We start from the raw sequence: 23,533 nt of genomic DNA, 5'->3' as shown, positions 1-23,533 counted from the left end.
CCTTTCAAGCTGAAGGTAATGGAGTCCATAAATGCACTCTATATTTCTGATTGTCTAAGCATGATCCACTCACCTTGACACTGTTTAAATATACAGTATAACTAATAATGCAAAACAACAAAGGAGAATGATTTATGGCATCTTTAAGTACTGACGATAACCTCCGTAACGATTTGTCCTCTACCGTTTCTGGTAAGGGGGCATCGTTAGTTGCCTTAGAACAGGGCGGAAATGTTCAACAAAGCATTAATATCGTTATGCCTGAATGGTATGGTGCGAGAGGAAATGGCCAGGATGATGATAGCATTGCATTCAACCAGGCCGCGAATACCGGTAAGAATTTGTATTTAACTCCAGGTAAAACTTATCTGTTAACATCACCTTGCACTCTACCTTTTATTAAAAACTATGAGAATGGAGAGCGTAGATCTATTTACGGAAATAGTGCAAAATTAAAAACAACAGGTGCATATAGCCCTTTTAACCAATATACAGGTGGTACCAATCCTTCTTTAAGCGCGGTTGTCTACGGATGGAATTTTTTCGATCTTACAATTGAAGGTTTTGCCAATAAAGACTCATCTTATGATGCCGTAAATGGTGCGCATGGCATATCATATGGTTTCGGAAAAGCTTATAACATTAACGGGTTTGGGTTGTGTAATGTTATAAGAGCATATGGCGAAACACTCACTAAACATTTATATGGTGATGAATTGCGTAACGCTCTATACTCTTGCTACCCGTACCCTAAAGATGTATCAAGAGGAAATAACAAGTTATTCAATGCGTCTGTGAACTGGTGTTCAGGAGATGGTCTCATCCTTAAAGGAAATGACATCCATGTTGATGGATTCTATTATAAATATGCTGGGTGCATTACAGCCAATAACGCAGATGGAAGTAATGCCGCGCGTGGGGTCGCTATTTCCGCAGGTGCGGATGGAGTGCCAGCTTCGTCTATCGTGATTAACAATATCGCCGGGGAGTTTTATGGTGCCGGCTCGTTAAACATAAACGCTTCAAATGTGACAATTTCTGGCGGAATAAATTTGGGCAGTTACTACAAAGATAATTTCAAAGCAGAACTCAGTTCAGCGGCCATATGGCTTAATGTGACTAATGCTGCTATTGGCGATATAAAATGCGAGAATATCTTCACTGGACTCGGCATAAACCCGGGGTGTTCTGATTTTTATATAAGTTCATTCTCTGCCAGAAGTAAGTATAACGTTAGCAAACACCCATTTTTCTCAATCGGTGATTCTGCAGATAAAAAAATAACACGTGGTTATATTGGAAATATAAATCTATTTGGTGAAAGCGCAATAAACAATGATGTTTATATAAATACTGCCGGGGTTACCATTGATTCAATTTACATATCTCAAATGAACAACCAAGATGGGGGTGACTCAGTAACAATTGCAAAACCTGCGACAATTAATAACATTTCTCTTATATCTACCTCATCAGCCGTGACTAACAACATTTTAATTTTTTTAGCACCAGCTAGAGTGCAAAATATATACATTGAAAGGGTGTTTGGCACAGCTATTACTGTTGCAAATGATATTTCACCAAAGCTAGACCGTATATCCATTGTAAACAAGCAAGGAATAAAACCACCAATTATCGTAAATGGCACTGGCTCTATGAACCTTCAATGGGGCAATGTAACGATATCTGGCCCATCGTTAGCAAACCCAAGGATATCTGGCTCACTTACTATGGAAGGATACTCGGGAAATGACTGGAAGCGAAATGTAGAAACAATATCAGGTGTTGTTTCGTATTCGAAAAAAAACATATTCACACTAACTTAACGCTTATAGATACTTGATAGTATGGAGCAGCAATAATAAGGCTGCTTCATTATGTAACCCGCATTCAGTATAAATTTATTTCTCGTATAAGTGTCCTGCTCCCCGTTGATTAGTACACCCCGATGTTAGTAATGTCTTAATAAGTCACATGAGGACATCCCCATGAAGAAGCGTTTTTCCGACCAACAGCTCATCAGTATTCTCCGCGAGGCAAAAGTCGTGGTAACGCGCACTCGGCTGGAATTGGCGCAACACTTCCCCACACGAGAAGCAGTATACGCAACCGCGGTGCCAGCGTGGTTCAATTTAGCGATAGATCTGGCACTGAACACCGGGCAACGGCGTGAAGATTTGACACGGATGCGCTTTGACCATGTCGTAGACGACCATCTGCAGGTAAAACAGGGCAAAACTGACGACCTAATCTCCCCACCCTCGACCTAAAACTGAAATGCATGGCCTGCAGTTGGGAGCAGTGATCGATCTCTGCCGAAGGGCCTAGCACGAGAAATTTTCTACTAAGCGCCGGCATCAGAAAAATGGCCCTAACGGATCCTTACACCCTATGGGTTAACAAAAAAGTTTGTTGCTACGCGAAAAGCCTCAGCACTCGAGTTTGAGGATAACCCGCCGACGTTCCACGAGGTCAGGAGCCTGGCTGGGCGGTTGTATGAAAAGGAATGAGGAAGGGATTTTGCGCATAAAGTATGGGGCATACTTCAGAGATGAAGACGCTGAAATACCTCAATACGATGGTAAAAGAGCACGTGATTCTGAAAAAGACCGAATATCAAAATTCGAACACATTTCGGACAAAAGTAAATAATCTCTTTAAAATCAAACACAAAAAAAGACCGAATACGATTCCTATATTCGGTCTAGGGAAATGGCTCTTGGGAGAGAGCCGTGCGCTAAAAGTTGGCATTTTGTGCAAGGCTTGTTCAGCCGTGCACTTTAAGAGTAGCTTACCGCGCTATTTTTGCCAGCCAGCCGCACGGCCGGTGATAGTTTCATTACGGAATTAATTTCGTGCAATTATTCATCACCGGTTAACCTCGTACTAAGCCATTGGGGGATAAGCGATTAGTTCGCGCAGAGCTTCTCGGCGCGTTCGCGGTACGGCTCAACACTCATCTTATGGCCCGGATTGGCGGCGTCATCGAGCAGGATCACGTCCAGCGGTTGAGCGCGTTGCTGCCCTGCTTTCACCTGCGCTTCTGCGGCCGCGTTAAGCGGGTACTGCATTAGCGTGCTGTTGTTGAGCACGAACAACGCACCGCCGCTGCGGCACTGCAGCGTCACTTCTTCTTTGGTGAACGCCCACTGCTTGCCGTATTCCAGCTTGGTGATGTTCACCAGTTGGTCTGCTGCCAAAGCACCGGTCGCGGTTGCCAGCAGCGTCATGCCAAGTAATACCGATTTCATGTTATGGCCTTAGGGTTGCTATTTGATTCAATTTTCCCGCAGTTTGGGGGCATCCGGCAAGCCGGAATGTTATACCGGCGCATAGGTTGCAAATAAACTGACCAACAGCAGCACTACCGCCCCTAACCCCAACTCCGCCCAGCAGGCAAGCACCAGCCCGCGCTGCGCCAGCCTTGGCATGCTGCTCATCGCCGGGACGACGGCGTAGCGGTTGGCTAATGCCACCATAACCATCAGCGCCACCAGCGCGGTTTTAAACAGCAGCAGGCGTTGGTACGGAGAATCTACGTCCAACGGCCAACTGCCGAGAATGATCAAACTGTTGATTACGCCGGTCAGCAGCACCAGCGCCACAGCCAGGTGTCCCCAGCGCGAGAAGCGTATCAATGTGGTCACCGCGTCGCTGCGCCACTGCGGTTGGACCAGATAGCGCAAACAGACCAGCAGCGGCAACAGGCTGCCAAACCAGTACCCGGCCGCCAGCAGGTGCAGCGCATGATTGAAACGATGCAGTGCGCCAAGCCCCCCACCATGCATCGCCGCATGGCCGATAAACGCCATGCTGACCAACAGCAATGTGGAAAGCAGCGCCAGCAGTTGTGTACGACGTGGCTCGGCGAGCCACAGGCTCAGCAATGCCAGCATTGAAATGCCCAGGTGCCAGCGCCAAACCTCGCCAAAGGTGGTGCCCAGTACCGCCCACCACACGTCCAGCCGCCAGGTATCTGCCCAGCCGTCCCCCATCTGCCCGGCCTGAATAGCCAGCAACGCAATAGCGGAAAGCCCGGCAAGCCAGGTGCAAGAGACCAACAAAGGACGCACATCACGGGTGAGATACGTAGAAAGGCGCTGCGGCGACAATAAGGCGGTGAATAAGCTGGAGCCAAACATCAGCATCACCGCCGCAAAGTGCACAAAGCGACACAGGACAAACAGGGTCGCCAGACTCATGGGTCAGTTTACGGTGAAGCTGTATTGGCCCTTGGTTTTATGACCGTCGACCGACACCACATGCCAGCTGACGTTATATTTGCCTGCCGCCAGATCGCCTTCGATAGGCAGATTGACCTGGGTATTGTTGTTCGCATCGAGCTGCAGCTTGCCGGTTTTCACTTCGGCGTTGTCTGGGCCGGTGATTTTAATGCCGCTGAAGTTGGGCTCAATACCCTCGGAGAAATTGAGCGTCAGCACCTTGGGTGCCGGACTCACGCTGGCATCTGCCGCCGGCGTTTCAACTTTTAAATGGGCATGCGCCAGTGCCTGCTGTGAGGACAGCCCGACAAACAGCACGAAAATGGTGGAAAGCAGGCGATAAGAAGTCCGAATTTTACCGATCACAGTGATATCCCTTAAAGCAATAATCGAGGGTGATAAGGAGCCAGGCTAACCGCCAGGGCGATGTATCAGCAGCCCAACCCACCGCAGATGATTGCGCCACGGGTAAACAGAATTATGGGAGTAACCCCCTGTTTTGACTCTCAACCTTCCCTGTAGCGTATCGCGTCAAATGATAACGAGTGTCATTATGCAAGTCGAGCAGAACGCTGGCATTTTGCGATCCAGTAGCACATATCGCTGTAAAACCGCGATAAATGCAGGGCATAAAAAAACCGCGCACCGGCCAACGCCGACACGCGGTTTTCTACAAAAGGATTAGGCCTGGCCGTTACCGTTTTCGCCGGCCGCACCCATTTTCTTCAGATCTTTATCAATGAAGAACAGGGCATTGCCGCTGTTGCCCACCAGCGCCAGTTTATCCAGTACGGACTTGAACAGCTTCTCTTCTTCGTGCTGCTCGGCAACATACCACTGCAGGAAGTTGAAGGTTGAATAGTCATGAGCGGTCATTGCCGCGTGCGCCAGTTCATTAATCTGGCGGGTGATCAGTTGCTCATGTTCGTACGTCTGTTGGAACACCTCTGCCAGGGAACCAAACTCAACCGGCGGCGCGGCGATGGTGCCCAACAGCGGCAGTGCACCGGTATCACTGAGGTATTCGAACAGGCGCTGCATGTGCTGCATCTCTTCCTGAGAGTGTTCTTTAAGGAATGCCGCGGCACCTTCAAAGCCTTTATCGCTGCACCAGGCACTCATTTGCAGATACAGGTTGGCAGAGTAGAACTCCAGGTTCAGTTGCTCATTCAGCTTTTTGGTCATTTCAGGCGTCAGCATAATCATTCCTTTATTTTGCAGGTATCAACTTAATTTTTCCGCATTATGCCCTGACGAAAACAAAATAAACACACCTGATTTACATCATCGATGATTTAATTTTAAATTAAAATAAAATCAACTAGTTATGAAAAACACCAATTATTCATTTAAATAATTATGATAACTATTTCCATCTGTAAATTTAATCAAAAAGCGAATCATTCTTATTTAAAATAATAAATGAATTGCATTGCTGAACGAATAATAAATAACCTTTTCCGTTACCGGTTATTGGTGACCATCTCCCCCTGCGCGCTTCAGGCTTGCCAAGCGCCGCCGGGTGGATTACCTTCTGCGCTGATCCAATGCGGTAACAGTAAGGAGAATACGGTGGGTTACAATTTGGCAGAGCTTTCCAAAGAAGAGATGGACAAAGTGAACGTTGATCTCGCAGCTTCCGGCGTGGCGTTCAAAGAGCGCTACAACATGCCGGTGATCCCCGAAATGGTTGAGCGTGAACAGCCCGAACACCTGCGTGATTATTTCCGCGAACGCGTGGCGCACTACCGTGCCGAATCGCACAAGTATTCGCGCCTGCCGTACGAACCGAAATCCAAATAATAAAAGCCCGCCGTAGTGGCGGGCTCGGTGTCATTTGCCGGCAAATTTGTCGGTCGCCAGCATTAACTGGTGCAGGATGCCGGGCTCATCGAATGAGTGTCCGGCCCCCTCGACAATATGCAGCTCCGCCTCCGGCCAAGCCTTCGCCAGATCCCAGGCGTTTTGTACCTGGCAAGCCATATCGTAACGGCCATGGATGATCACCGCCGGAATATGACGGATCAGCGGAACGTTGCGCAGCAGTTGATCGTCGCTGTCCAGGAAGCCCAGATGAGTAAAGTAGTGGTTTTCGATACGGGCGAACGCCAGCGCGAAATCGTCCTCGCCAAAAGAAGCCGACTCGCTGCTGGGCAGCAAGGTCACCGTCTCCCCTTCCCACACGCTCCACAGTTTGGCCGCTTCCAGCTGCACCTGCGGATCCGTTGAGGTCAGGCGCTGGCGGTAAGAAGCAATCACGTCCTTGCGTTCTTCCTCTGAAAGAATCGACAACACACGTTCCCACTTCTCCGGGAAGAAGCGCGAAGCGCCGTCCTGATAGTACCAATGCAGCTCCTGCTTGCGCAGGGTAAAGATGCCGCGCAGCACCATTTCACTGACGCGCTGCGGATGAGTCTGTGCGTAGGCCAACGCCAACGTTGAGCCCCAGGAGCCGCCAAACACCAGCCACTGATCGACACCGGCCATTTCGCGCAGCCGTTCGATGTCCTGCACCAGGTGCCAGGTGGTGTTGTTGTCCAGGCTGGCATGCGGCTTGGAACGGCCACAGCCACGCTGATCGAACAGCAATACCTTGTAGCGCTGCGGATCGAACAGTTGGCGGTGATAAGGAGAAATGCCGCCCCCCGGTCCACCGTGAATAAAGACTGCCGGTTTACCGTTCGGGTTACCGCTCAGTTCCCAGTAGATCCGGTGGCCATCCCCGGTGTCCAGCCAACCGCTGTCATATGCTGCTAACGGCGGGTACAAACCTCGTAATTGTTCCATGGCGCTTCCGTCTCTCTGTGGGTCATACCCTCATCAAAGCCGAAGCCACTCATTTGGTCAACGGTAAATCCTGAAAACTCCTACGCTCCCCAACAAGTTAAGGTTCGTTTGCTTAAAATGAATACGACTTGCCGGCAAAATACCGGCTGGCCGTTGGGAGCCAGCCGTAGAATCAACCCCGCTTACGCAGATGCGGTTCGCGCATTTCCTGCGCGGTTTTGGCCTCAATGCTCAGTTCCGCCGTTGGCCGCAACAGCAAGCGCGCCAGGCCAATAGGCTCTCCGCTTTCACGGCAATAACCATAGTCGCCGTTATACAAACGCGTCAGCGCCGCGCTGATTTTCGGCAGCAAACGGCTTTCGCGATCCAACTGGCGAAACAGCAACCGCAAGTCTTCTTCACGCGCGGCCTTGTCCGCTTCGTCACCTGAAACTTCACCGCTGTCGATATCCCGCTTCAACGCATCGATGTGCTGCAGCAGTTTTTGCTGCTCTTCCAGCAAGCGCTGGCGAAAAAAGGCCCGCTGCGCCGGGTTCATGTAGTCAGACTCCGGCATGGCCAGGAGCTGTTGCTGGTTTAACATGGAAACGACTGTCATGGCGCTCTCCGGTTAGGAATTAATTGTTATATTATAACATATCAAATATTTTCAGCAGCCTTTCCTGAAAAACAAAATTCAACCTATAAACAATCGATTAACTAAAACACCTGCTTTCATGCTTGCATCCGACAGGCGTAAGGGGGTTAATGGCTGAGCAACCCACCCAACCATAGGTAACTGAGAGGCCATCATGAGTAAGGGAATGGATAGCAAAAAAAATGCGAAGAAGAAGCCGTTGAAAACCCCTGCTGAAAAACGCGCAGGCAAACGCGCCAAGAAAGGGCAAACGTCCGGCGAGTAAGCGAACTTCTAACCGTAGAGTTAAACCCGCCAAGGCGGGTTTTTTGTTGCCTGAAATAACCTCCCCGCTTTCAACGGTTGGCATTGGCGTAACGGCCCGTTAAGCTAAACCTGTGCAGCCATCCTGAGGAAACCATGAATTTACGCGTAATAGACACTGAAACCTGCGGGCTGGAAGGCGGCGTAGTCGAAGTGGCCTCTGTCGATCTGATTGACGGGCAAATCACCAATCCCATGAGCGATTTGATCAGCCCTGACAGGCCAATTGGCATTGAAGCCATGGCTATTCACCACATTACCGAGCAGATGGTCGAAGGGAAACCGCGGATCGCGGTGGCGATCGGGCGTTATCTCGGCAGCCCCTACTATGTCGCTCACAATGCGGCTTTCGATCGCGGCGTACTGCCTGAAATGAACGGCGCCTGGATCTGCACCATGAAGCTGGCCCGTAACCTGTACCCGGACATCAAATACGGCAACCAATATCTGCGCTACGCGCTCAATCTGGATGTGCAATTGCCGCAGGACACGACGCTGTATCCGCACCGCGCATTGTATGACTGCTACGTGACCGCCGCGCTGCTGCAACGCATCATCAAGGATTCAGGCTGGACGCCGGAGCAAATGGCGCAAATCACCGAGCAGCCGGTGCTGTTGAAGAAGTTTAAGTTCGGAAAATACCGTGGGCAGGAAATTGATCGCATTGCGCAGGAAGATCCCGGCTATTTGCGCTGGATGCTGAAATCCATTGAAGATCTCAGCCCGGACATGAAACACACGCTGAAATACTATCTGATCGGCTGAAGAAAGCGGGCAGCGCCAGCCGCCCGCCAGAAGGTTACTCCGCCAGCGCCAAAATAAAGGCGTACTCCAGCGCGATATCCTCGTAGGCCTTGAAACGCCCGGACTTGCCGCCGTGGCCGGAATCCATATCGGTATACAGCAGCAGTTGGCGGTCGTCAGTTTTCAACTCACGCAATTTTGCTACCCACTTGGCCGGTTCCCAATACTGTACCTGCGAGTCGTGCAGGCCGGTGGTGACCAGCATATGCGGGTAATCCTGCGCCTTGACCTGATCGTACGGGCTGTACTGCAAAATGTAGTCGTAATAAGCTCGTTCGTTCGGGTTGCCCCACTCGTCATACTCACCGGTGGTCAGTGGAATAGACTCGTCAAGCATGGTGGTGACCACGTCGACAAACGGCACTTGCGCCACGATGCCGTTGAACAGCTGTGGTGCCTGGTTAATCACCGCGCCCATCAGCAAGCCGCCGGCGCTGCCACCCATGGCGAATACCCGTTTGGCATCGCCGTAGCCTTGAGCAATCAAGGTTTCCGTCACGTCGATAAAGTCGTTGAAGGTATTTTGCTTGTTGAACAGCTTGCCGTCTTCGTACCACAGCTGCCCCAATTCGCCGCCGCCGCGAATGTGCGCCAGGGCAAAGACAAAACCGCGATCCAGCAGGCTCAAGCGGCTGGCGCTAAAAGCCGGATCCATGCTGCTGCCGTAAGAGCCGTAGCCATACACCATCAGCGGGTTGCTGCCGTGCACGAAGCTATCCGGGCGATAAACCAGCGAAACCGGCACCTCGACACCGTCGCGCGCCTTCACCCAGACTCGCTCGCTGCGGTAATTTTCCGGGGTAAAGTTTTTCACTTCCTGCTGTTTAAGCATCACACGTTCGCCGCTGTCGAGATTCAACTCATACAGCGTAGTTGGCGTGGTCATCGAGGAGTAACCATAGCGCAGCAGCTCGCTTTCCGGCTCCGGATTGTATGCCAGCCAGGTGGTGTAGGTCGGATCGTCAAAGGCAATGCGCTTCACTTCACCGCTCTGCCAGTGAATTTGTCGCAGTTGGGTCAACCCCTCGCTGCGTTCCTCTACCACCAGCCAGTCGCGGAACAGGCTAAAGCCTTCCAGCATCACTTCCACGCGGGGAGCAATCAACGTCTGCCACTGCGCTTCGTCCGCCTGCTCGCTCTGGTACAGGCCGAAATTTTTGCCGTCCTTGTTGGACCGAATGTAGAAATGTTGGTGATAGTGATCGATACCGTATTCATGATCCTTGCGGCGCGGCACAAACATCTGCGGCGTGCTGTCGGCGCGATCGGCGTCCAGCAGCAGAATTTCCGAGGTGGTGGTGCTGCTCAGGTGGATCAGAATGAAACGTTCGGAGGTGGTTTTTTCCAACCCGACGTAGAAGGTGTCATCCAGCTCTTCGTAGATCAATTCATCAAGCTGCGGATCGGTACCTACCACATGGCGATAGACCTGATACGGTAACAGCGTTTTAGCGTGTTTACGCACGTAATACACGGTGGCTGAATCATTGGACCACTCGAAGTTGCCGGAGGTGTTTTCCAGCACTTCGTCGGTCCAGCTGTCGTCGCTGAGGTTTTTGAAACGAATGTCGTATTGGCGGCGGGAGAGGAAATCCTCCGCAACCGCCAGCTTTTGGTTGTCGGGGCTGACTTCCAGCCCGCCAAGGGTATAAAACTCTCGCTGCTCGGCGCGCTGGTTGCCGTCGATCAGGGTGTCCCAATGTTCGCTTTCCGCCTGCGGCTGACGCACATAAATCGCGTACTCATTGCCCGGTTCGAAGCGCGTCTGATAGCGGTAGCCGTTTCTGACATAGGGGACTGAATGTTCCTGCTGAGGAATGCGCGCCACCATTTCTTCATACAGCGTTTCGCGCAGGGCCTGCTGTGGTTTCAGCGCCGCATCGGTGAAGGCGTTTTCCGCCTGCAGGTAGTCCAACACCTGCGGGTCTGCGCGATCGTCGTCGCGCAGCCAATAGTAGTCGTCCACACGCGTGTCGCCGTGAACCGTAATGGGATAAGGACGTTTTTCTGCCTTAGGGGGGGTCATCATTGTTAAATCATCCGCTTACCTTGATTAAGGCAAGAGTGACACGATTCCCCCCGGCTTGCCAAGCGGCGCTATGCCAGCTCGCGTTTTTTCTCGTTCACGTCGTTTTCTATGCCCTGCTTGACGTCCGCCGGGATCTTCAACGACTGCGCCAGGGCATCAAGATAGCCACGCTCCATAAAGTGATCCACGTCGATCACCATGCAGCTCAGGTAATATACCTCCAGCGCTTCGTCTTCATTCTTGACGCTCTGGGCGATCAAATCCGGGTTAAGCGGCTGGTCGATCGCCTCTTGCACCCATTTTTGCGCTTCTTCACCCACCTGCAGCTGTTCCAGGCTGTGGTCGATGGCGAGCTTTTCTTCCGCATCGATATGCCCGTCGCTTTTGGCGGCAAACACCAGCGCCTGCACCAGACGTTTGGCACGCAAGTCCACCGGCGTGGTCTGCAGGCCAAACTGCGGTTCGTTCTGGTGGGTTTCTTTCACCCGTTGTTTGTACTTATTCCACAGCACTGCACCAACCGCTGCGCTGCCGCCGATAATCAACGCATTCTTACCGAATTTGCCGACCAGCTTGCGCGAAGACTTATTCGCCAGCAAAACGCCCACCAGGCCACCCAGCGCAGTCGGGGCCAGCAGCTTGCCGATACCTTCCGAACCGCCGATTGAACCGGCCTTTTGCCCAATCATCGATTGGATCTGCTGCATCCAGTTATTTTTCATGCTTTACCCTTTGCGTGAGGAAACAAGGCGTGCAGGCACAAAAAGGCCAAGCCGCCGGTAAAGCGTCAGATTAGGGGATTTTTTGTCAGTTTACGTATGGGGGATGAAAACCTGTGTAGCGGGGAACATTGATGGCGGGAAAAGGCCGACTTCGCCATCAGGCGCCAGCCGGCCACTCGCGGATTAAGGCTGTTCGCCCTCTTCGCCCGGCTGGTCTTCTTCCTGTTCGTATTCCGCCAGTTCGTCACGCATTGCCTGAATCGACTCGCGAGCCAACAGCGCCAAAGTGCGGTAAAAACCGGTAGTGGCGTGAGCTTCTACTTTGCCGAGGAAACGGCCGCACCATGGCAGCAGATAGTCGTCAAACAGCGTGATTTGCGCCTGTGCTTCGTCTTCCTGAGACTGGTCTTCCAGCCAGGAGGCCGCCAGCAACAAAGAACCGAAATGATCGGCCGGCGCTTCTCCGAGCGGCATGCCGCGCTGCTGCAGGAAAGTACGCACTTCCGCTTCGGTTGCCCCTTCAACATAGGCCGAACGGAAAGGTGACACGCTGCATTCGCTGCCGACGAACATGGCGTTGAAGTCGCTGGACAGCAGGTTCACATCACAACCCTGCTGCAGGCGTACCAAGAGTTCATCCTGTTCCAGCGGCCAGTGCTGTTGCAGCTTGCCTTCTTTGATCAGCGTAAACAGCGGCACCAGCAACGGATCCTGCGGCTGGCGATAAAAAAGCGTACCCAGCACGCGGCAAACAACGGAAAACTCATTCATGATAATGCCTTATACAATACGGAAAAATTTGCCGGGACGATGTCACAAATCGGCCAATTCCGCAATCGCCGGCTTGCCGCGACGCTCGAGAAAATCGAGCAGGCGTCGTGGGCTCACGTTGAGAATACGCTCCTGCGGGAACTCCACCTCGGCAATGATGCGTTCGCAGTGCTCGAAACCGCCGAGCGAGAAAGCAATGTGTGAATCCGAGCCCAGCGCTAACCAACCACCGGCATCACGAACCGCGGCGGCGATGGCCCGGCAGTTATCCTCGCTGCCCTTGCGCGAATGGGTGAACGACGAATTGTTCAGTTCCAATGCCACGTCGTATTTGGCCGCGGCGGCAGCAACCGCCGCAATATCGATCGGATATCTTGGGTTGCCAGGGTGGCTGATTATGTGCACGTCACCTTGCGCCATCGCGGCGATCATCGCTTCGGTATTGGCCGCTTTATCCTGCGGTGCAAATACCGGCTCGTGGAAACCGGCAATAATCACGTCAATTTTATCCAGCATCGGGCCGGTGCAGTCGATATCGCCCTGCAGGTTTTTGATGTTGGCCTCGATGCCGCGCAATATGCCCACGCCGTCCACCAGACGTGGCCACACGTGCATGTTCATAAAGTGCCAATAATGCGGCGCATCGGCCATATCCGGGCCATGGTCGGTGATGGCGAACAGTTTGATGCCCTTTTGCTGGGCTTCGACGATGTAGTCATGCAGCGTACTGTAGGCGTGGGTGCTGGCGACGGTGTGCATATGTAAATCAACGGGGTACATTGCTTCTCCTTCTTGGCGGCCTGCCGTAAATACGGCGGCAGGCGCGGTTTATTATTCAATTAGCTTAGCAGGTGCATCACCGAAAGATCAGTAACCCAGTTGCACATCCACCACGCCGGCCGGTGTTTGGCCGGATTCAAGCGCACGAATGTTTGCAGCTATCTGATCCATCGCCGCTTCCGGCAAGGTGATGGCAGCAATATGCGGGGTAATGGTGACACGCGGATGACGCCAGAACGGATGCGCCTGTGGCAGCGGTTCCTCAACGAACACATCCAGCGTAGCGGCGGCGATTTGCCCCTGCTCCAGCGCCTGCAGTAAATCGTCCTCAACCAGATGCGCGCCACGCGCCAGATTGATCAGGTAAGCGCCAGGCGCCAGGTGCGCAAACAGTTGCTGATTGAGGATACCTGCGGTTTCCGGCGTATTGGGCAGCAGGTTGATCAGCAATTGCACGCCATCGAGAAATGCGGCGCGTTGCTCTGCACCGGCAAAACTCTGCACGCCAGCAATCTGTTTAGGGCTGCGGCTCCAGCAACGCACGTTGAAACCAAACTCCGCCAGTTTCAGCGCCACGCTTTTCCCCAACACCCCCGCCCCCAAAATGCCAATGGTGAAATTCTCCTGCTGATGGGGATCGAGCGGTTGCCACTTCTGCTGCTGTTGCAGTAACTGATATTCATCAAAACGGCGGAAATAACGCAGCACATAGCTAAGCGCATATTCCTGCATCTGTTGCGCCATGCCGGTGTCCTCGAGGCGCACCAGCGGAACGCCTGCCGGAAGAGTGCCGGGATGCTGGCGCTCTTGTTCCAGGATGGCGTCAACGCCCGCACCGAGGGCAAAAACCCCTTTTAATTTGCCGCGATTCGCCAGCATCTCATAGGGCGGCCGCCACACCAGCGCATAATCCGCCGGGCGATCGTCGCCAGGTTGCCAGGCACGTACCGTCGCCTGTGGCAGACGCTGCGACAGGCCTGTCAGCCAGTCCTGGGCGTTAAAGAAAGGGTGATAAAAAATGATGTTCATCTGTGCGGCTCCCGTCTGTTTTTATGCATTTGCATCCAGACTTCCGCGATTCGCCAACAGATGCAAGCGCTAAAGCTCAAAATGAAAACAGCCCCGACCAGTGGGGCTGTTTTTAGACCGTGGGATCTCAGGCTGCGGCAGGAGCGTCATGCCGGATAAGCCTGCGCAACAGCGGGATCAAAATCAGCATCACCACGCCAACGCACGCAGCGCCCCAGCCCAGTACGCTGAACACCTCACTGTAGCCAGGGTTAGTTTGCAACGGGGTACTGCCGCTGTTTTCCGGCATCAGGCCGGAGACATAGCCTGCCAGCACCGAAGCAACGCCGGTGACCATCATCCAGCAGCCCATCATGACGCCCTGATAACGCGGTGGCGCCAGTTTGCCGATCATCGCGTAACCGATAGGGGAAATCATCAGTTCACCGATGCTCTGCAACACGTAACTGATCGCGATCCATTTGAATGCCACCAGCCCGTCGCCGCCGGCCAGGCTAATGCCCAACGGCAACACCAGCATGCCCAGCCCGATGCAAAACAGCGAACCGGAGAACTGCATCGGAATATCGATATTGCAGCCGCGAGCGCGCAGGCGATTGAACCACCAGGCCATCAGCGGGCCACCCACCACGATCACCAGCGTATTAATGTTCTGGATCCACTGCGGCGCCACCTGAATGCCATAAACGTTCAGATTGATATTGTGCTCGGAGAACAGCATCAGCCCCATTGGGGCCAGCTGATACAGCGCCCAAAACACCAGAGAGCCTAATGCCAGGATCAGGTAAGCCGTCATCCGGCGACGTTCGTCACGCGGGTGGTGGCGCAACGTCACCACGCATAACATCAGGAAAATCAGTACTCCGAGGCCAATCACGAAGTGGCCGCTGAATTCGGCATGGGTCAGCATCACGCGGATAATGGGCACCAGTGCCACCAATACCGCCAGCCCGACCAGCATGCGCCAGCGGTATTGCGAACGGCTGGCATCGTGCAGCGGGGTGTTGAGATCGGCCAGAATGCGCCAGCGGCTGACGGCGACGATGATCGCCGCGGCATTGCCCAACGTGGCGAACAGGAACAGAGCGCGGTAGTTTTCGGTCAGTTGGAAATAGCCGGCCACGGTGAATCCGACAAAGAACCCCAGGTTCATCCCGGCGTAGTTCCACAAAAAGGCCGATTCGCGCCGATCGTCATCCGGTTTAAAGCGTTGGGTCAGCATCATATTAATGCAGGTGACGTTCAGCCCGCTGCCGGTCAGGAACATCGCCAGCCCCCAATAAAGCCCCCAAACGCCCGCCACGGCGATCAATGCACAACCGATCACCTGCAGCACCATGCCCAGCACGAACAGGTTGCGGTTGCTGAGGAAGCGCCCGCCCAGGTAACCACCAAACATATGCAAACCGTAGTTGAACGCACCAAATACGCCCATCATGGCGTTGGCGCTGCCTTCGCTGAAGCCCAGGCGCTTGGTGGCGTACAGCACCAGCGTGGAATACAGCACGGCAAAACCCAGGGTGGCAAAGATTTGGATAAAGAACAGTGCCCCGGTGCCCGGGGGGATGGCATGGCGCTGCGGCGCTGCCGTTGTGGAGTCCGATGGAGTCAAAATGAACCTCTACTGCATTATTATTTAATAGGTCAGTCCCTGTCTACGTTATCGCCGGCGTCTTGCCCGGCAACCTGCGCGGCGGTGTGATATTCCTTGCCAAAACCGCCGTGCCTGCACCAATCTATTTAGCGACACATATGACTAATAATCCAGTATTAATGCATATAACTGCACCATGGATAATCCCACTGCTGATATATTGAGCTAACCAACATCAAAATGTACAAATATTAACCTGCGAGGCAATTTAGCCCCATGAGGGTCCAGCGGATGTGTGTAGCGCGGTGGTCGATTGCTCGGGAAATCAGCAAATTGCTGCAAGTTTAGCTAAACAGTCATGGTTATGTCACAAGAGGGTTGACGCTGGGATCAGATTCTCCTACATTAGCGCCCGTCGACAGCGCAACGCGTTGGCGATGAAGTAAAACGGTGAGGTGTCTGAGTGGCTGAAGGAGCACGCCTGGAAAGTGTGTATACGCGAAAGTGTATCGAGGGTTCGAACCCCTCTCTCACCGCCATATTTTAAAGAGAAAGCCTGGATTCGCGTCCAGGCTTTTTTGCTTTTATAAAGCAGGATCCGAGAGGGTAAGAACCCTCGACAGGGTTTGACAAAACGCTACGTGTTTTGGACCGCCAAAGGCGGCCCGCAGGGTGAGCGCAGCGAATCAACCCCTCTCTCACCGCCATATTTTAAAGAGAAAGCCTGAACGCAAGTTCAGGCTTTTTTGTTGCCTGCGGCGCAGGAAACGCCCTGGCGAAACTGCCTGTGCGTGCGGTTCGCCGTAGTTTTCGGCAAAGCGAACACAGGTTAACCGGACGCGTCGAAACCAAGAAATTCTGCTTGACCGGATCGCCCTCTCTCCCTATAGTAGCGCCCCGTTGCACCAGTGAGTACGCAACAACAAAATACGGTGAGGTGTCTGAGTGGCTGAAGGAGCACGCCTGGAAAGTGTGTATACGCGAAAGTGTATCGAGGGTTCGAACCCCTCCCTCACCGCCATATTTTAAAGAGAAAGTCTGGATTAACCTCCAGACTTTTTTTTGCATGTCATACCGACCGGGAGGATGAGCGCAGCGCGCGAATCCCCCCTCACCGCCCTATTTGACGAGAAAGCCTGAACGCGAGTTCAGGCTTTTTTGCTGTCTGCAACCCGCCTCAGTGCGGTCGGTTGGCCATCATGTGCGGCTGCATTCCACCTCGGCGCCAGTCACCCGGGGTTTGGCCGTAATGGCGTTTAAAACTGCGATTGAAGGACTGTTGCGAATCGAAACCGAGTGAGATCGCCACGCTGACGATCGGCTCGCCGCTGTTGGCCAGGCGCTCGGCTGAAAGCCTCAGCTTCTGCATACGGATATACTCCCCCAGCGCGTAGCCGGTCTGGCGTTTGAACATACGCTGCAGGTGCCATTTGGAATACCCCGCGCGCCCCGCCACGGTGTTGATATCCAGCTTCTCTTCCAGATTGTTGTCAATCCACTCAATCAAATCAGTAATAAAGCCCGTGCTATTCATGCTGACGCTCCCATGACGTTGGCAGGTAAATCCGCTGCCCGATGTCATTACGTTGCAGCAGTTTCGCACTAAATGCAATTTTTATTATTGCATTTAACGGAGGGGCACTTCTATAATCCACACAATTAATGTAACCGATATTGATACATTAATGTGACAACAATGTGTTTCAAAACCTAACCGTTGCGCCGATGACGGTGCAACCGCACTGCCGTCGGCCCCAGGCCAGAGTCGTTACCCGGATAACAGGGCCGGGTGTATGGCCTGATCGTGCTTACCCACTGGAAATAAAAAGAATGCCAAGCCAGCCAAACTCATTGTTCCCCTCTCCAGGCCGTCATAACGCCATCGGTTTCGGCGCACGCCTCTCGGCGATTGCGCTGCTGGTCACGTTGCTGGCCGGGTGTGATAACAGCGCCGCCAAGAATGCGGCCCCCCCGCCGCCTGCCGTCAGCGCCGCCGACGTGGTAATCAAACCCATCAGCCAATGGGATACCTTTAATGGCCGAATCGAAGCGGTGCAAAGCGTGCAGTTGCGTCCGCGGGTTTCCGGCTATATCGACAAGGTGAATTACACCGAAGGCGACGAAGTCAAGAAAGGTCAGGTGCTGTTTACCATAGACGATCGTACCTACCGCGCCGCGCGCGAACAGGCTCAGGCCGAACTGGTGCGGGCACGCAACCAGGCCGCGCTGGCGCGCAGCGAATCCAGCCGTACCGAGAAGCTGATTGGCAGCCAGGCGATTTCGACCGAGGTATGGGAACAACGTCGCTCCTCCGCCGCACAGGCACAGAGCAACGTTTTAGCAGCCCAGGCCCAGTTCGACATGGCACAGTTGAATCTCGACTTTACCCGAGTGATCGCCCCGATCGACGGTCGCGCCAGCCGCGCCATGATCACTGCCGGTAACCTGGTCACCGCCGGCGACAGCGCCAGCGTGCTCACCACGCTGGTCTCGCTCGATAAGGTGTATGTCTATTTCGACGTCGATGAAGCCACCTTCCTGCGGTACCAAAACGATGGTCGACGCACGGCAAAACTGCCGGTGAAGGTCGGGCTGGTGGGCGAAGACGGCTATCCGCATCAGGGCGTGGTGGATTTCACCGATAACCAACTGAACGCCGGCACCGGTACCATTCGTATGCGCGCCCTGCTGGAAAACGCCGAGCGCCGCTTTACGCCAGGGCTGTTTGCACGGGTGCAGATGCCCGGCAGCGCCGTGTTCAACGCCATGCTGATTGACGACAAGTCGGTAATGACCGATCAGGACCGCAAGTTTGTTTATATCGTCGATAAAGACGGCAAGGCGCAGCGCCGAGACATCGAGGTCGGCCGCGTGGCTGACGGACTGCGCATTGTCCGCAAAGGCCTGTCTGCGGGCGATCGGGTGATCGTCGACGGTATGCAAAAAGTGTTTATGCCGGGCATGCCGGTTGCAGCAAAAACCGTGGCGATCAACGCCGATGCTTCCGCGCTTAACTAAGCCCCAGCAGGAATTCTGAGCCATGGACTTTTCCCGTTTTTTCATCGACCGACCGATTTTTGCCGCGGTGCTGTCGATCCTGATTTTTGTCGGCGGCGTGATTGCCATCCCGCTGTTGCCGATCAGCGAGTACCCTGACGTCGTGCCGCCCAGCGTGCAGGTGCGCGCAGAATACCCGGGCGCCAACCCGAAAGAGATTGCCGAAACGGTAGCAACGCCGCTGGAAGAAGCGATCAACGGCGTCGAAAATATGATGTACATGAAATCGGTAGCCGGTTCCGACGGTGTCCTGGTAACCACCGTCACCTTCCGCCCGGGAACCGATCCTGACCAGGCACAGGTGCAGGTACAAAACCGCGTGGCGCAGGCCGAAGCGCGCCTGCCGGAGGATGTGCGTCGCCAGGGGGTAACCACCCAGAAGCAATCGCCGGCCCTGACGCTGGTGGTGCATTTGGTCTCCCCTTCCGGCAAATACGATTCACTTTACCTGCGCAACTACGCCACCCTGAAGGTCAAGGATGAACTGGCCCGTTTGCCGGGGATCGGTCAGGTACAGATCTTCGGTGCGGGCGAATATGCGATGCGCATCTGGTTGGATCCGAACAAGGTCGCTTCACGCGGGCTGACGGCCTCTGACGTGGTTACCGCCATGCAGGAGCAAAACGTGCAGGTTTCCGCCGGCCAGTTGGGGGCGGAACCTATGCCGACCCGCAGCGATTACCTGCTGTCGATCAACGCGCAGGGCCGCCTGCAGACTGAGGAAGAGTTCGGTAATATCATTCTCAAAAGCGGCGACAACGGCGAGATCGTCCGCCTGCGTGACGTGGCGCGTATTGAAATGGGTTCCGGCAGCTATGCGTTGCGTGCCCAGCTCAATAATAAAGACGCGGTCGGGATTGGTATCTTCCAGGCACCGGGTGCCAATGCCATCGAACTGTCCAATGCGGTGCGGGCCAAAATGGCCGAGCTGTCGACCCGCTTTCCGGACGGCATGAGCTGGGAATCGCCGTACGACCCTACGGTGTTCGTGCGCGATTCTATCCGCTCGGTAATAGATACCCTGCTTGAAGCGGTGCTGCTGGTAGTTCTGGTGGTCATTCTGTTCCTGCAGACCTGGCGCGCGTCGATCATCCCGCTGCTGGCGGTTCCGATCTCCATTGTCGGCACCTTTGCTGCGCTCTATCTGTTGGGGTTCTCGCTCAATACGTTGAGTTTGTTCGGGCTGGTGCTGGCCATCGGTATCGTGGTCGACGACGCCATCGTGGTGGTGGAAAACGTCGAGCGTAATATTGAAGAAGGTCTGTCGCCGCTGGCGGCAGCGCATCAGGCAATGCGCGAAGTCTCCGGCCCGATTATTGCCATCGCCGTGGTGCTGTGCGCCGTGTTCGTCCCGATGGCGTTTCTTTCCGGCGTTACCGGCCAGTTTTATAAGCAGTTTGCCGTCACTATCGCCATTTCGACCGTGATTTCCGCCATCAACTCGCTGACCCTGTCACCCGCATTGGCAGCGCTGTTGCTCAAACCGCACGGTGCGCCGAAGGACATGCCGTCACGCCTGATCGATCGGTTATTCGGTTGGCTGTTCCGCCCGTTCAACCGCTTCTTTGCCAACAGTTCGCAACGTTATCAGCGTGGGGTTTCACGTGCGTTAGGCAAGCGTGGCGCGGTATTTGTGGTGTACGTGCTGTTGCTGTGTGCCGCCGGGGTGATGTTTAAAACCGTTCCGGGCGGATTTATCCCGACTCAGGACAAACTTTACCTGATTGGCGGGGTGAAAATGCCGGAAGGTTCGTCACTGGAGCGTACCGATGCGGTGATCCGCAAGATGAGCGCTATCGGCCTGAGCGTCGACGGCGTAACCGATGCAGTCTCCTTCCCCGGTTTGAATGCGTTGCAGTTCACCAATACGCCCAACACCGGCACCGTGTTCTTTGCGCTTGAATCGTTAAGCACCCGCACCCGCAGTGCGGCGCAGATTAACGCCGAAATTAACGCCAAGATTTCACAGATCCAGGAAGGCTTCGCCTTCTCGATCATGCCACCGCCCATTCTCGGCATCGGTCAGGGCTCCGGGTATTCACTGTATATTCAGGATCGTGGCGGTCTGGGGTATGGCGCGCTGCAGACTGCGATCAATACGATGTCGGGTGCCATCATGCAAACGCCGGGCATGGGCTTCCCTATTTCGTCTTATCAGGCCAACGTGCCGCAGTTGGACGCAAAAATTGACCGCGACAAGGCCAAGGCGCAAGGCGTACCGCTTAACGGATTGTTCAGCACGCTGCAGACCTACCTTGGTTCGTCATACATCAATGACTTCAACCGCTACGGTCGCACCTGGAAAGTAATGGCCCAAGCTGATGGTCAGTTCCGCGACAGCGTGGAGGATATCGCCAACCTGCGCACACGTAACGATAAGGGTGAAATGGTGCCGATTGGCAGCATGGTCAGCATCAGCACCACCTACGGCCCGGACCCGGTGATCCGCTACAACGGTTTCCCGGCGGCGGACCTGATTGGCGATGCCGATCCTCGGGTGTTGTCATCGTCACAGGCAATGAGTGAACTGACCAGCATGGCCAATAAGCTGTTACCGAACGGTATGAACATCCAATGGACCGACCTGAGCTACCAACAGTCAACCCAGGGCAATGCGGCGATTATTGTGTTCCCGGTGGCGGTACTGCTGGCCTTCCTGGCATTGGCGGCGCTGTACGAAAGCTGGACGCTGCCGCTGGCGGTGATCCTGATCGTGCCGATGACCATGCTGTCGGCACTGTTCGGCGTCTGGCTGACCGGCGGCGACAACAACGTGTTCGTCCAGGTAGGGTTAGTGGTATTGATGGGGCTGGCCTGTAAAAACGCCATTTTGATTGTCGAGTTCGCCCGCGAACTTGAGCTGCAGGGCAGAAGCATCATGGAAGCGGCGCTGGAAGCCTGCCGTCTGCGACTGCGGCCGATCGTGATGACCTCTATCGCCTTTATCGCCGGAACCATTCCCCTGATCCTGGGGCACGGTGCCGGGGCCGAAGTGCGCGGCGTCACCGGTATTACGGTGTTTGCCGGCATGCTGGGTGTCACGCTGTTCGGGTTGTTCCTGACCCCGGTGTTCTACGTAACCCTGCGTCGTATGGTCACACGTAAGGCACGTCAGCAAACGGCCTAATCTTCCGTTTGTATCAGCCATAAAAAAGCCCGGTTTAAACACCGGGCTTAGTCTGATGACAAACACCCGAAAAATGGGATTTTCGGATGTTTGGGGTAGATCAGAAGACATAATTCTTTGTTTTTATTCGTCCCAAGATCAGATTTTTTAACGGCAAAGGACTTTGTCAGCCATAAAAAAGCCCGGTTTAAACACCGGGCTTTTTCTTTGTTTTAGCGTTTAGCGTGATTTATTTTTCCGCTGTCTCTGCATCCTGACCGGCACGCGCCATATATTCCGCACAGGCACGCTTATCGCCCCGCTCCAGCTCAGCTAACGCGTCGGCTACCGTATGGCGCGCCAATACTTCCAGCGACGCTTCTTCCGCTTCGTTTACCACCGACTTGAAATACCAACAGGCATTGGCGCTGACCAGGCAGCGGGCCGGTACTTCCGGGCGGGCGGCCCAGATGCGCTTATCGTCAATCACGGACAGGTAAATATCTCGCAGGGTGATCTGCTCCACCGGGCGCCCCAGGTGAATCGAACCATTACGGCCGAGGGTAGAAACGATGATGCCATTTTTGGTCAAGGGCACCATCAGCTTGCGGATAAAACTGGGATTGGCTTCCAGACCGGCGGCAAGGACCGCGCTGGTCGAACGCACGCCCAGCTTTTCAGCCACGGCTACGCTAAGTACCATTTGCAACGCTGTCGGAAAGCGAAAATCTAACATGTTTTTATCTCTGTCTCCGGGAGACCCAATTCTCAGGTTTGGCCGGGGTGGCATCACGCCACAACACCCGCTCAATTGCACAATAATATAACAAACACTGTTGCACTATTGAAGTTATGCCCGGATAAATCGCACGGATACATTAGTGCGGGAAATAGCGTCAGTACTGGCCTGACGGCAAAACGGCGGGGAGTAAATAGACAGAAACCCGCGCCAATATTAATGCCGCTCGCTTAACTGAGTTAAACGATCAGAACTAACACTGTTCGCGGGTTTAATTCTTATCGGGCGATCAGGCTTTGTTCAGCACCAGCTGGCCGCTTTTATCCAGCGGGATCTGGGTGCCGGGATCGTGATCCATGCGGATCTTGCCCTGCTGATTGCCAATCTTGTAGGTCACGTCGTAACCCAGCATTTTCTGTGATTTGTCGTAGACCGTTTTACAACGCTGCTGCGTGCTGGTGGTGGTGTCGTTATTCTGCATCGCCCCCTGCACCTGGTTACCGGCATAGCCGCCGCCCAATGCGCCGACGACCGTCGCGACGTCACGTCCACGACCCCCACCGAACTGATGACCGATGACGCCGCCGGCGACCGCACCCAGCACAGAGCCGGCAAGACGATTCTCGTCCTGTACTGGCGCACGGTGAGTGACGGTCACATTGCGACATTCCTGACGCGGGGTCTTGATGGTTTCTTTAATCGGCGTGGCAGCGAGTACCTGCGCGTATTGCGGACCGGAAGAGAAAACGTCAAGACTGGCAACCGCAGCAATACCCAGAGCGGCTGCAATACCAATACCCACACCGGCTAACATTGACTTGTTCACAGGAAATCCTCCTGAAAGTGTTACCACGCATTTGTACCGGGGACTTTACCGACATTGCACCGCGCTTATTATTTTGCGCATTGGCGGCACGTGGTATTCCGGTTTACGGCGTGCGCGACGCGCCGT

The 23,533-nt window shown here is 54.2% G+C and carries 21 protein-coding genes, 2 tRNA genes and 1 other RNA gene; 9 read left to right on the top strand and 15 right to left on the bottom strand.

Annotation, left to right across the window (positions count from 1 at the left end; translation table 11 throughout):
* Positions 1-134: 134 nt before the first annotated feature.
* Complete coding sequence (locus tag M495_RS09290; protein WP_020826383.1) at positions 135-1,826, top strand: hypothetical protein; 1,692 nt, start codon at positions 135-137, stop codon at positions 1,824-1,826.
* A gap of 162 nt (positions 1,827-1,988) precedes the next feature.
* Entirely contained in the window at positions 1,989-2,270 is a 282-nt protein-coding gene (locus tag M495_RS25780) for a site-specific integrase (protein WP_020826382.1), read from the top strand.
* A 639-nt stretch (positions 2,271-2,909) separates the two neighbouring features.
* Here the strand turns inward: M495_RS25780 and M495_RS09280 are convergent.
* From M495_RS09280 to ftnA, 4 genes are all read right to left on the bottom strand, one after another.
* Positions 2,910-3,251: a YebY family protein gene (locus M495_RS09280; protein WP_020826380.1), complete on the bottom strand. Its 342-nt coding sequence runs from the start codon at positions 3,249-3,251 to the stop codon at positions 2,910-2,912.
* Positions 3,252-3,320: 69 nt separating this feature from the next.
* Entirely contained in the window at positions 3,321-4,202 is an 882-nt protein-coding gene (gene copD / locus M495_RS09275) for a copper homeostasis membrane protein CopD (RefSeq protein WP_020826379.1), read from the bottom strand.
* 3 nt (positions 4,203-4,205) lie between these two features.
* Positions 4,206-4,589, bottom strand: a complete 384-nt coding sequence (gene yobA / locus M495_RS09270; RefSeq protein ID WP_020826378.1) for a CopC domain-containing protein YobA — start codon at positions 4,587-4,589, stop codon at positions 4,206-4,208.
* A 315-nt stretch (positions 4,590-4,904) separates the two neighbouring features.
* Positions 4,905-5,423: a non-heme ferritin gene (gene ftnA, locus M495_RS09265; RefSeq protein ID WP_020826377.1), complete on the bottom strand. Its 519-nt coding sequence runs from the start codon at positions 5,421-5,423 to the stop codon at positions 4,905-4,907.
* A 372-nt stretch (positions 5,424-5,795) separates the two neighbouring features.
* Here ftnA and M495_RS09260 point away from each other — a divergent pair, with 372 nt between their 5' ends.
* Positions 5,796-6,026 carry a DNA polymerase III subunit theta gene (locus tag M495_RS09260; protein ID WP_020826376.1) on the top strand — a complete coding sequence of 77 codons (231 nt, stop codon included), beginning with the start codon at positions 5,796-5,798 and terminating at the stop codon, positions 6,024-6,026.
* Positions 6,027-6,056: 30 nt separating this feature from the next.
* Here the strand turns inward: M495_RS09260 and pip are convergent, their stop codons facing one another.
* Both pip and dksA read right to left on the bottom strand, forming a co-directional pair.
* Positions 6,057-7,010 carry a prolyl aminopeptidase gene (gene pip / locus M495_RS09255; protein WP_020826375.1) on the bottom strand — a complete coding sequence of 318 codons (954 nt, stop codon included), beginning with the start codon at positions 7,008-7,010 and terminating at the stop codon, positions 6,057-6,059.
* A 172-nt stretch (positions 7,011-7,182) separates the two neighbouring features.
* Positions 7,183-7,608, bottom strand: coding sequence for an RNA polymerase-binding protein DksA (gene dksA, locus M495_RS09250; RefSeq protein WP_020826374.1), 426 nt, complete (start codon positions 7,606-7,608; stop codon positions 7,183-7,185).
* A gap of 438 nt (positions 7,609-8,046) precedes the next feature.
* Here dksA and exoX point away from each other — a divergent pair, with 438 nt between their 5' ends.
* Entirely contained in the window at positions 8,047-8,715 is a 669-nt protein-coding gene (gene exoX, locus M495_RS09245) for an exodeoxyribonuclease X (RefSeq protein WP_020826373.1), read from the top strand.
* A 34-nt stretch (positions 8,716-8,749) separates the two neighbouring features.
* Here exoX and M495_RS09240 read toward each other — a convergent pair whose 3' ends face one another.
* The 6 genes from M495_RS09240 to M495_RS09215 form a co-directional block, all read right to left on the bottom strand.
* On the bottom strand, positions 8,750-10,783 hold the full coding sequence (locus M495_RS09240; RefSeq protein WP_020826372.1) for a S9 family peptidase: 2,034 nt from the start codon (positions 10,781-10,783) through the stop codon (positions 8,750-8,752).
* Positions 10,784-10,851: 68 nt separating this feature from the next.
* A complete protein-coding gene (locus M495_RS09235) occupies positions 10,852-11,505 on the bottom strand; it encodes a tellurite resistance TerB family protein (RefSeq protein WP_020826371.1) in 654 nt (217 codons plus the stop codon).
* 183 nt (positions 11,506-11,688) lie between these two features.
* Positions 11,689-12,276 (bottom strand): TorD/DmsD family molecular chaperone, encoded by a 588-nt coding sequence (locus M495_RS09230; protein WP_020826370.1) that lies wholly within the window; start codon positions 12,274-12,276, stop codon positions 11,689-11,691.
* A gap of 42 nt (positions 12,277-12,318) precedes the next feature.
* Positions 12,319-13,056: a phosphatase gene (locus tag M495_RS09225; protein ID WP_020826369.1), complete on the bottom strand. Its 738-nt coding sequence runs from the start codon at positions 13,054-13,056 to the stop codon at positions 12,319-12,321.
* An 87-nt stretch (positions 13,057-13,143) separates the two neighbouring features.
* The gene (gene ghrA, locus M495_RS09220) at positions 13,144-14,085 is read right to left on the bottom strand and encodes a glyoxylate/hydroxypyruvate reductase GhrA (RefSeq protein ID WP_020826368.1); all 942 of its coding nucleotides are present in this window, start codon (positions 14,083-14,085) and stop codon (positions 13,144-13,146) included.
* A gap of 127 nt (positions 14,086-14,212) precedes the next feature.
* Entirely contained in the window at positions 14,213-15,697 is a 1,485-nt protein-coding gene (locus tag M495_RS09215; protein ID WP_020826367.1) for a peptide MFS transporter, read from the bottom strand.
* Positions 15,698-16,128: 431 nt separating this feature from the next.
* On the opposite strand from M495_RS09215, the gene M495_RS09210 reads away from it, so the two are divergent.
* The 3 genes from M495_RS09210 (at position 16,129) to M495_RS09205 (ending at position 16,700) form a co-directional block, all read left to right on the top strand.
* Positions 16,129-16,218, top strand: a tRNA-Ser gene (locus tag M495_RS09210).
* 47 nt (positions 16,219-16,265) lie between these two features.
* A non-coding RNA gene (locus tag M495_RS26255) (RtT sRNA) lies at positions 16,266-16,386 on the top strand.
* A gap of 224 nt (positions 16,387-16,610) precedes the next feature.
* Positions 16,611-16,700 (top strand) — tRNA-Ser (locus M495_RS09205).
* A gap of 156 nt (positions 16,701-16,856) precedes the next feature.
* Here the strand turns inward: M495_RS09205 and M495_RS09200 are convergent.
* Positions 16,857-17,213: a helix-turn-helix domain-containing protein gene (locus M495_RS09200; RefSeq protein ID WP_020826366.1), complete on the bottom strand. Its 357-nt coding sequence runs from the start codon at positions 17,211-17,213 to the stop codon at positions 16,857-16,859.
* Between the two features lie 296 nt (positions 17,214-17,509).
* On the opposite strand from M495_RS09200, the gene M495_RS09195 reads away from it, so the two are divergent.
* Both M495_RS09195 and sdeB read left to right on the top strand, forming a co-directional pair.
* Entirely contained in the window at positions 17,510-18,697 is a 1,188-nt protein-coding gene (locus M495_RS09195) for an efflux RND transporter periplasmic adaptor subunit (protein WP_020826365.1), read from the top strand.
* A 22-nt stretch (positions 18,698-18,719) separates the two neighbouring features.
* Positions 18,720-21,863, top strand: coding sequence for a multidrug efflux RND transporter permease subunit SdeB (sdeB, locus tag M495_RS09190; RefSeq protein ID WP_020826364.1), 3,144 nt, complete (start codon positions 18,720-18,722; stop codon positions 21,861-21,863).
* Between the two features lie 229 nt (positions 21,864-22,092).
* Here the strand turns inward: sdeB and M495_RS09185 are convergent, their stop codons facing one another.
* Together M495_RS09185 and M495_RS09180 are read right to left on the bottom strand one after the other, a co-directional pair.
* Entirely contained in the window at positions 22,093-22,578 is a 486-nt protein-coding gene (locus M495_RS09185; protein WP_020826363.1) for an RrF2 family transcriptional regulator, read from the bottom strand.
* A 292-nt stretch (positions 22,579-22,870) separates the two neighbouring features.
* Positions 22,871-23,407, bottom strand: coding sequence for a glycine zipper 2TM domain-containing protein (locus M495_RS09180; protein WP_169534192.1), 537 nt, complete (start codon positions 23,405-23,407; stop codon positions 22,871-22,873).
* Positions 23,408-23,533: the final 126 nt, after the last annotated feature.

Origin of the sequence: Serratia liquefaciens ATCC 27592, from assembly GCF_000422085.1 — a bacterium.
Taxonomy (GTDB): Bacteria; Pseudomonadota; Gammaproteobacteria; order Enterobacterales; family Enterobacteriaceae; genus Serratia; species Serratia liquefaciens.
The sequence above is the reverse complement of the archived record's forward strand: the minus strand, read 5'-3'. Positions and strand labels throughout refer to the sequence as shown.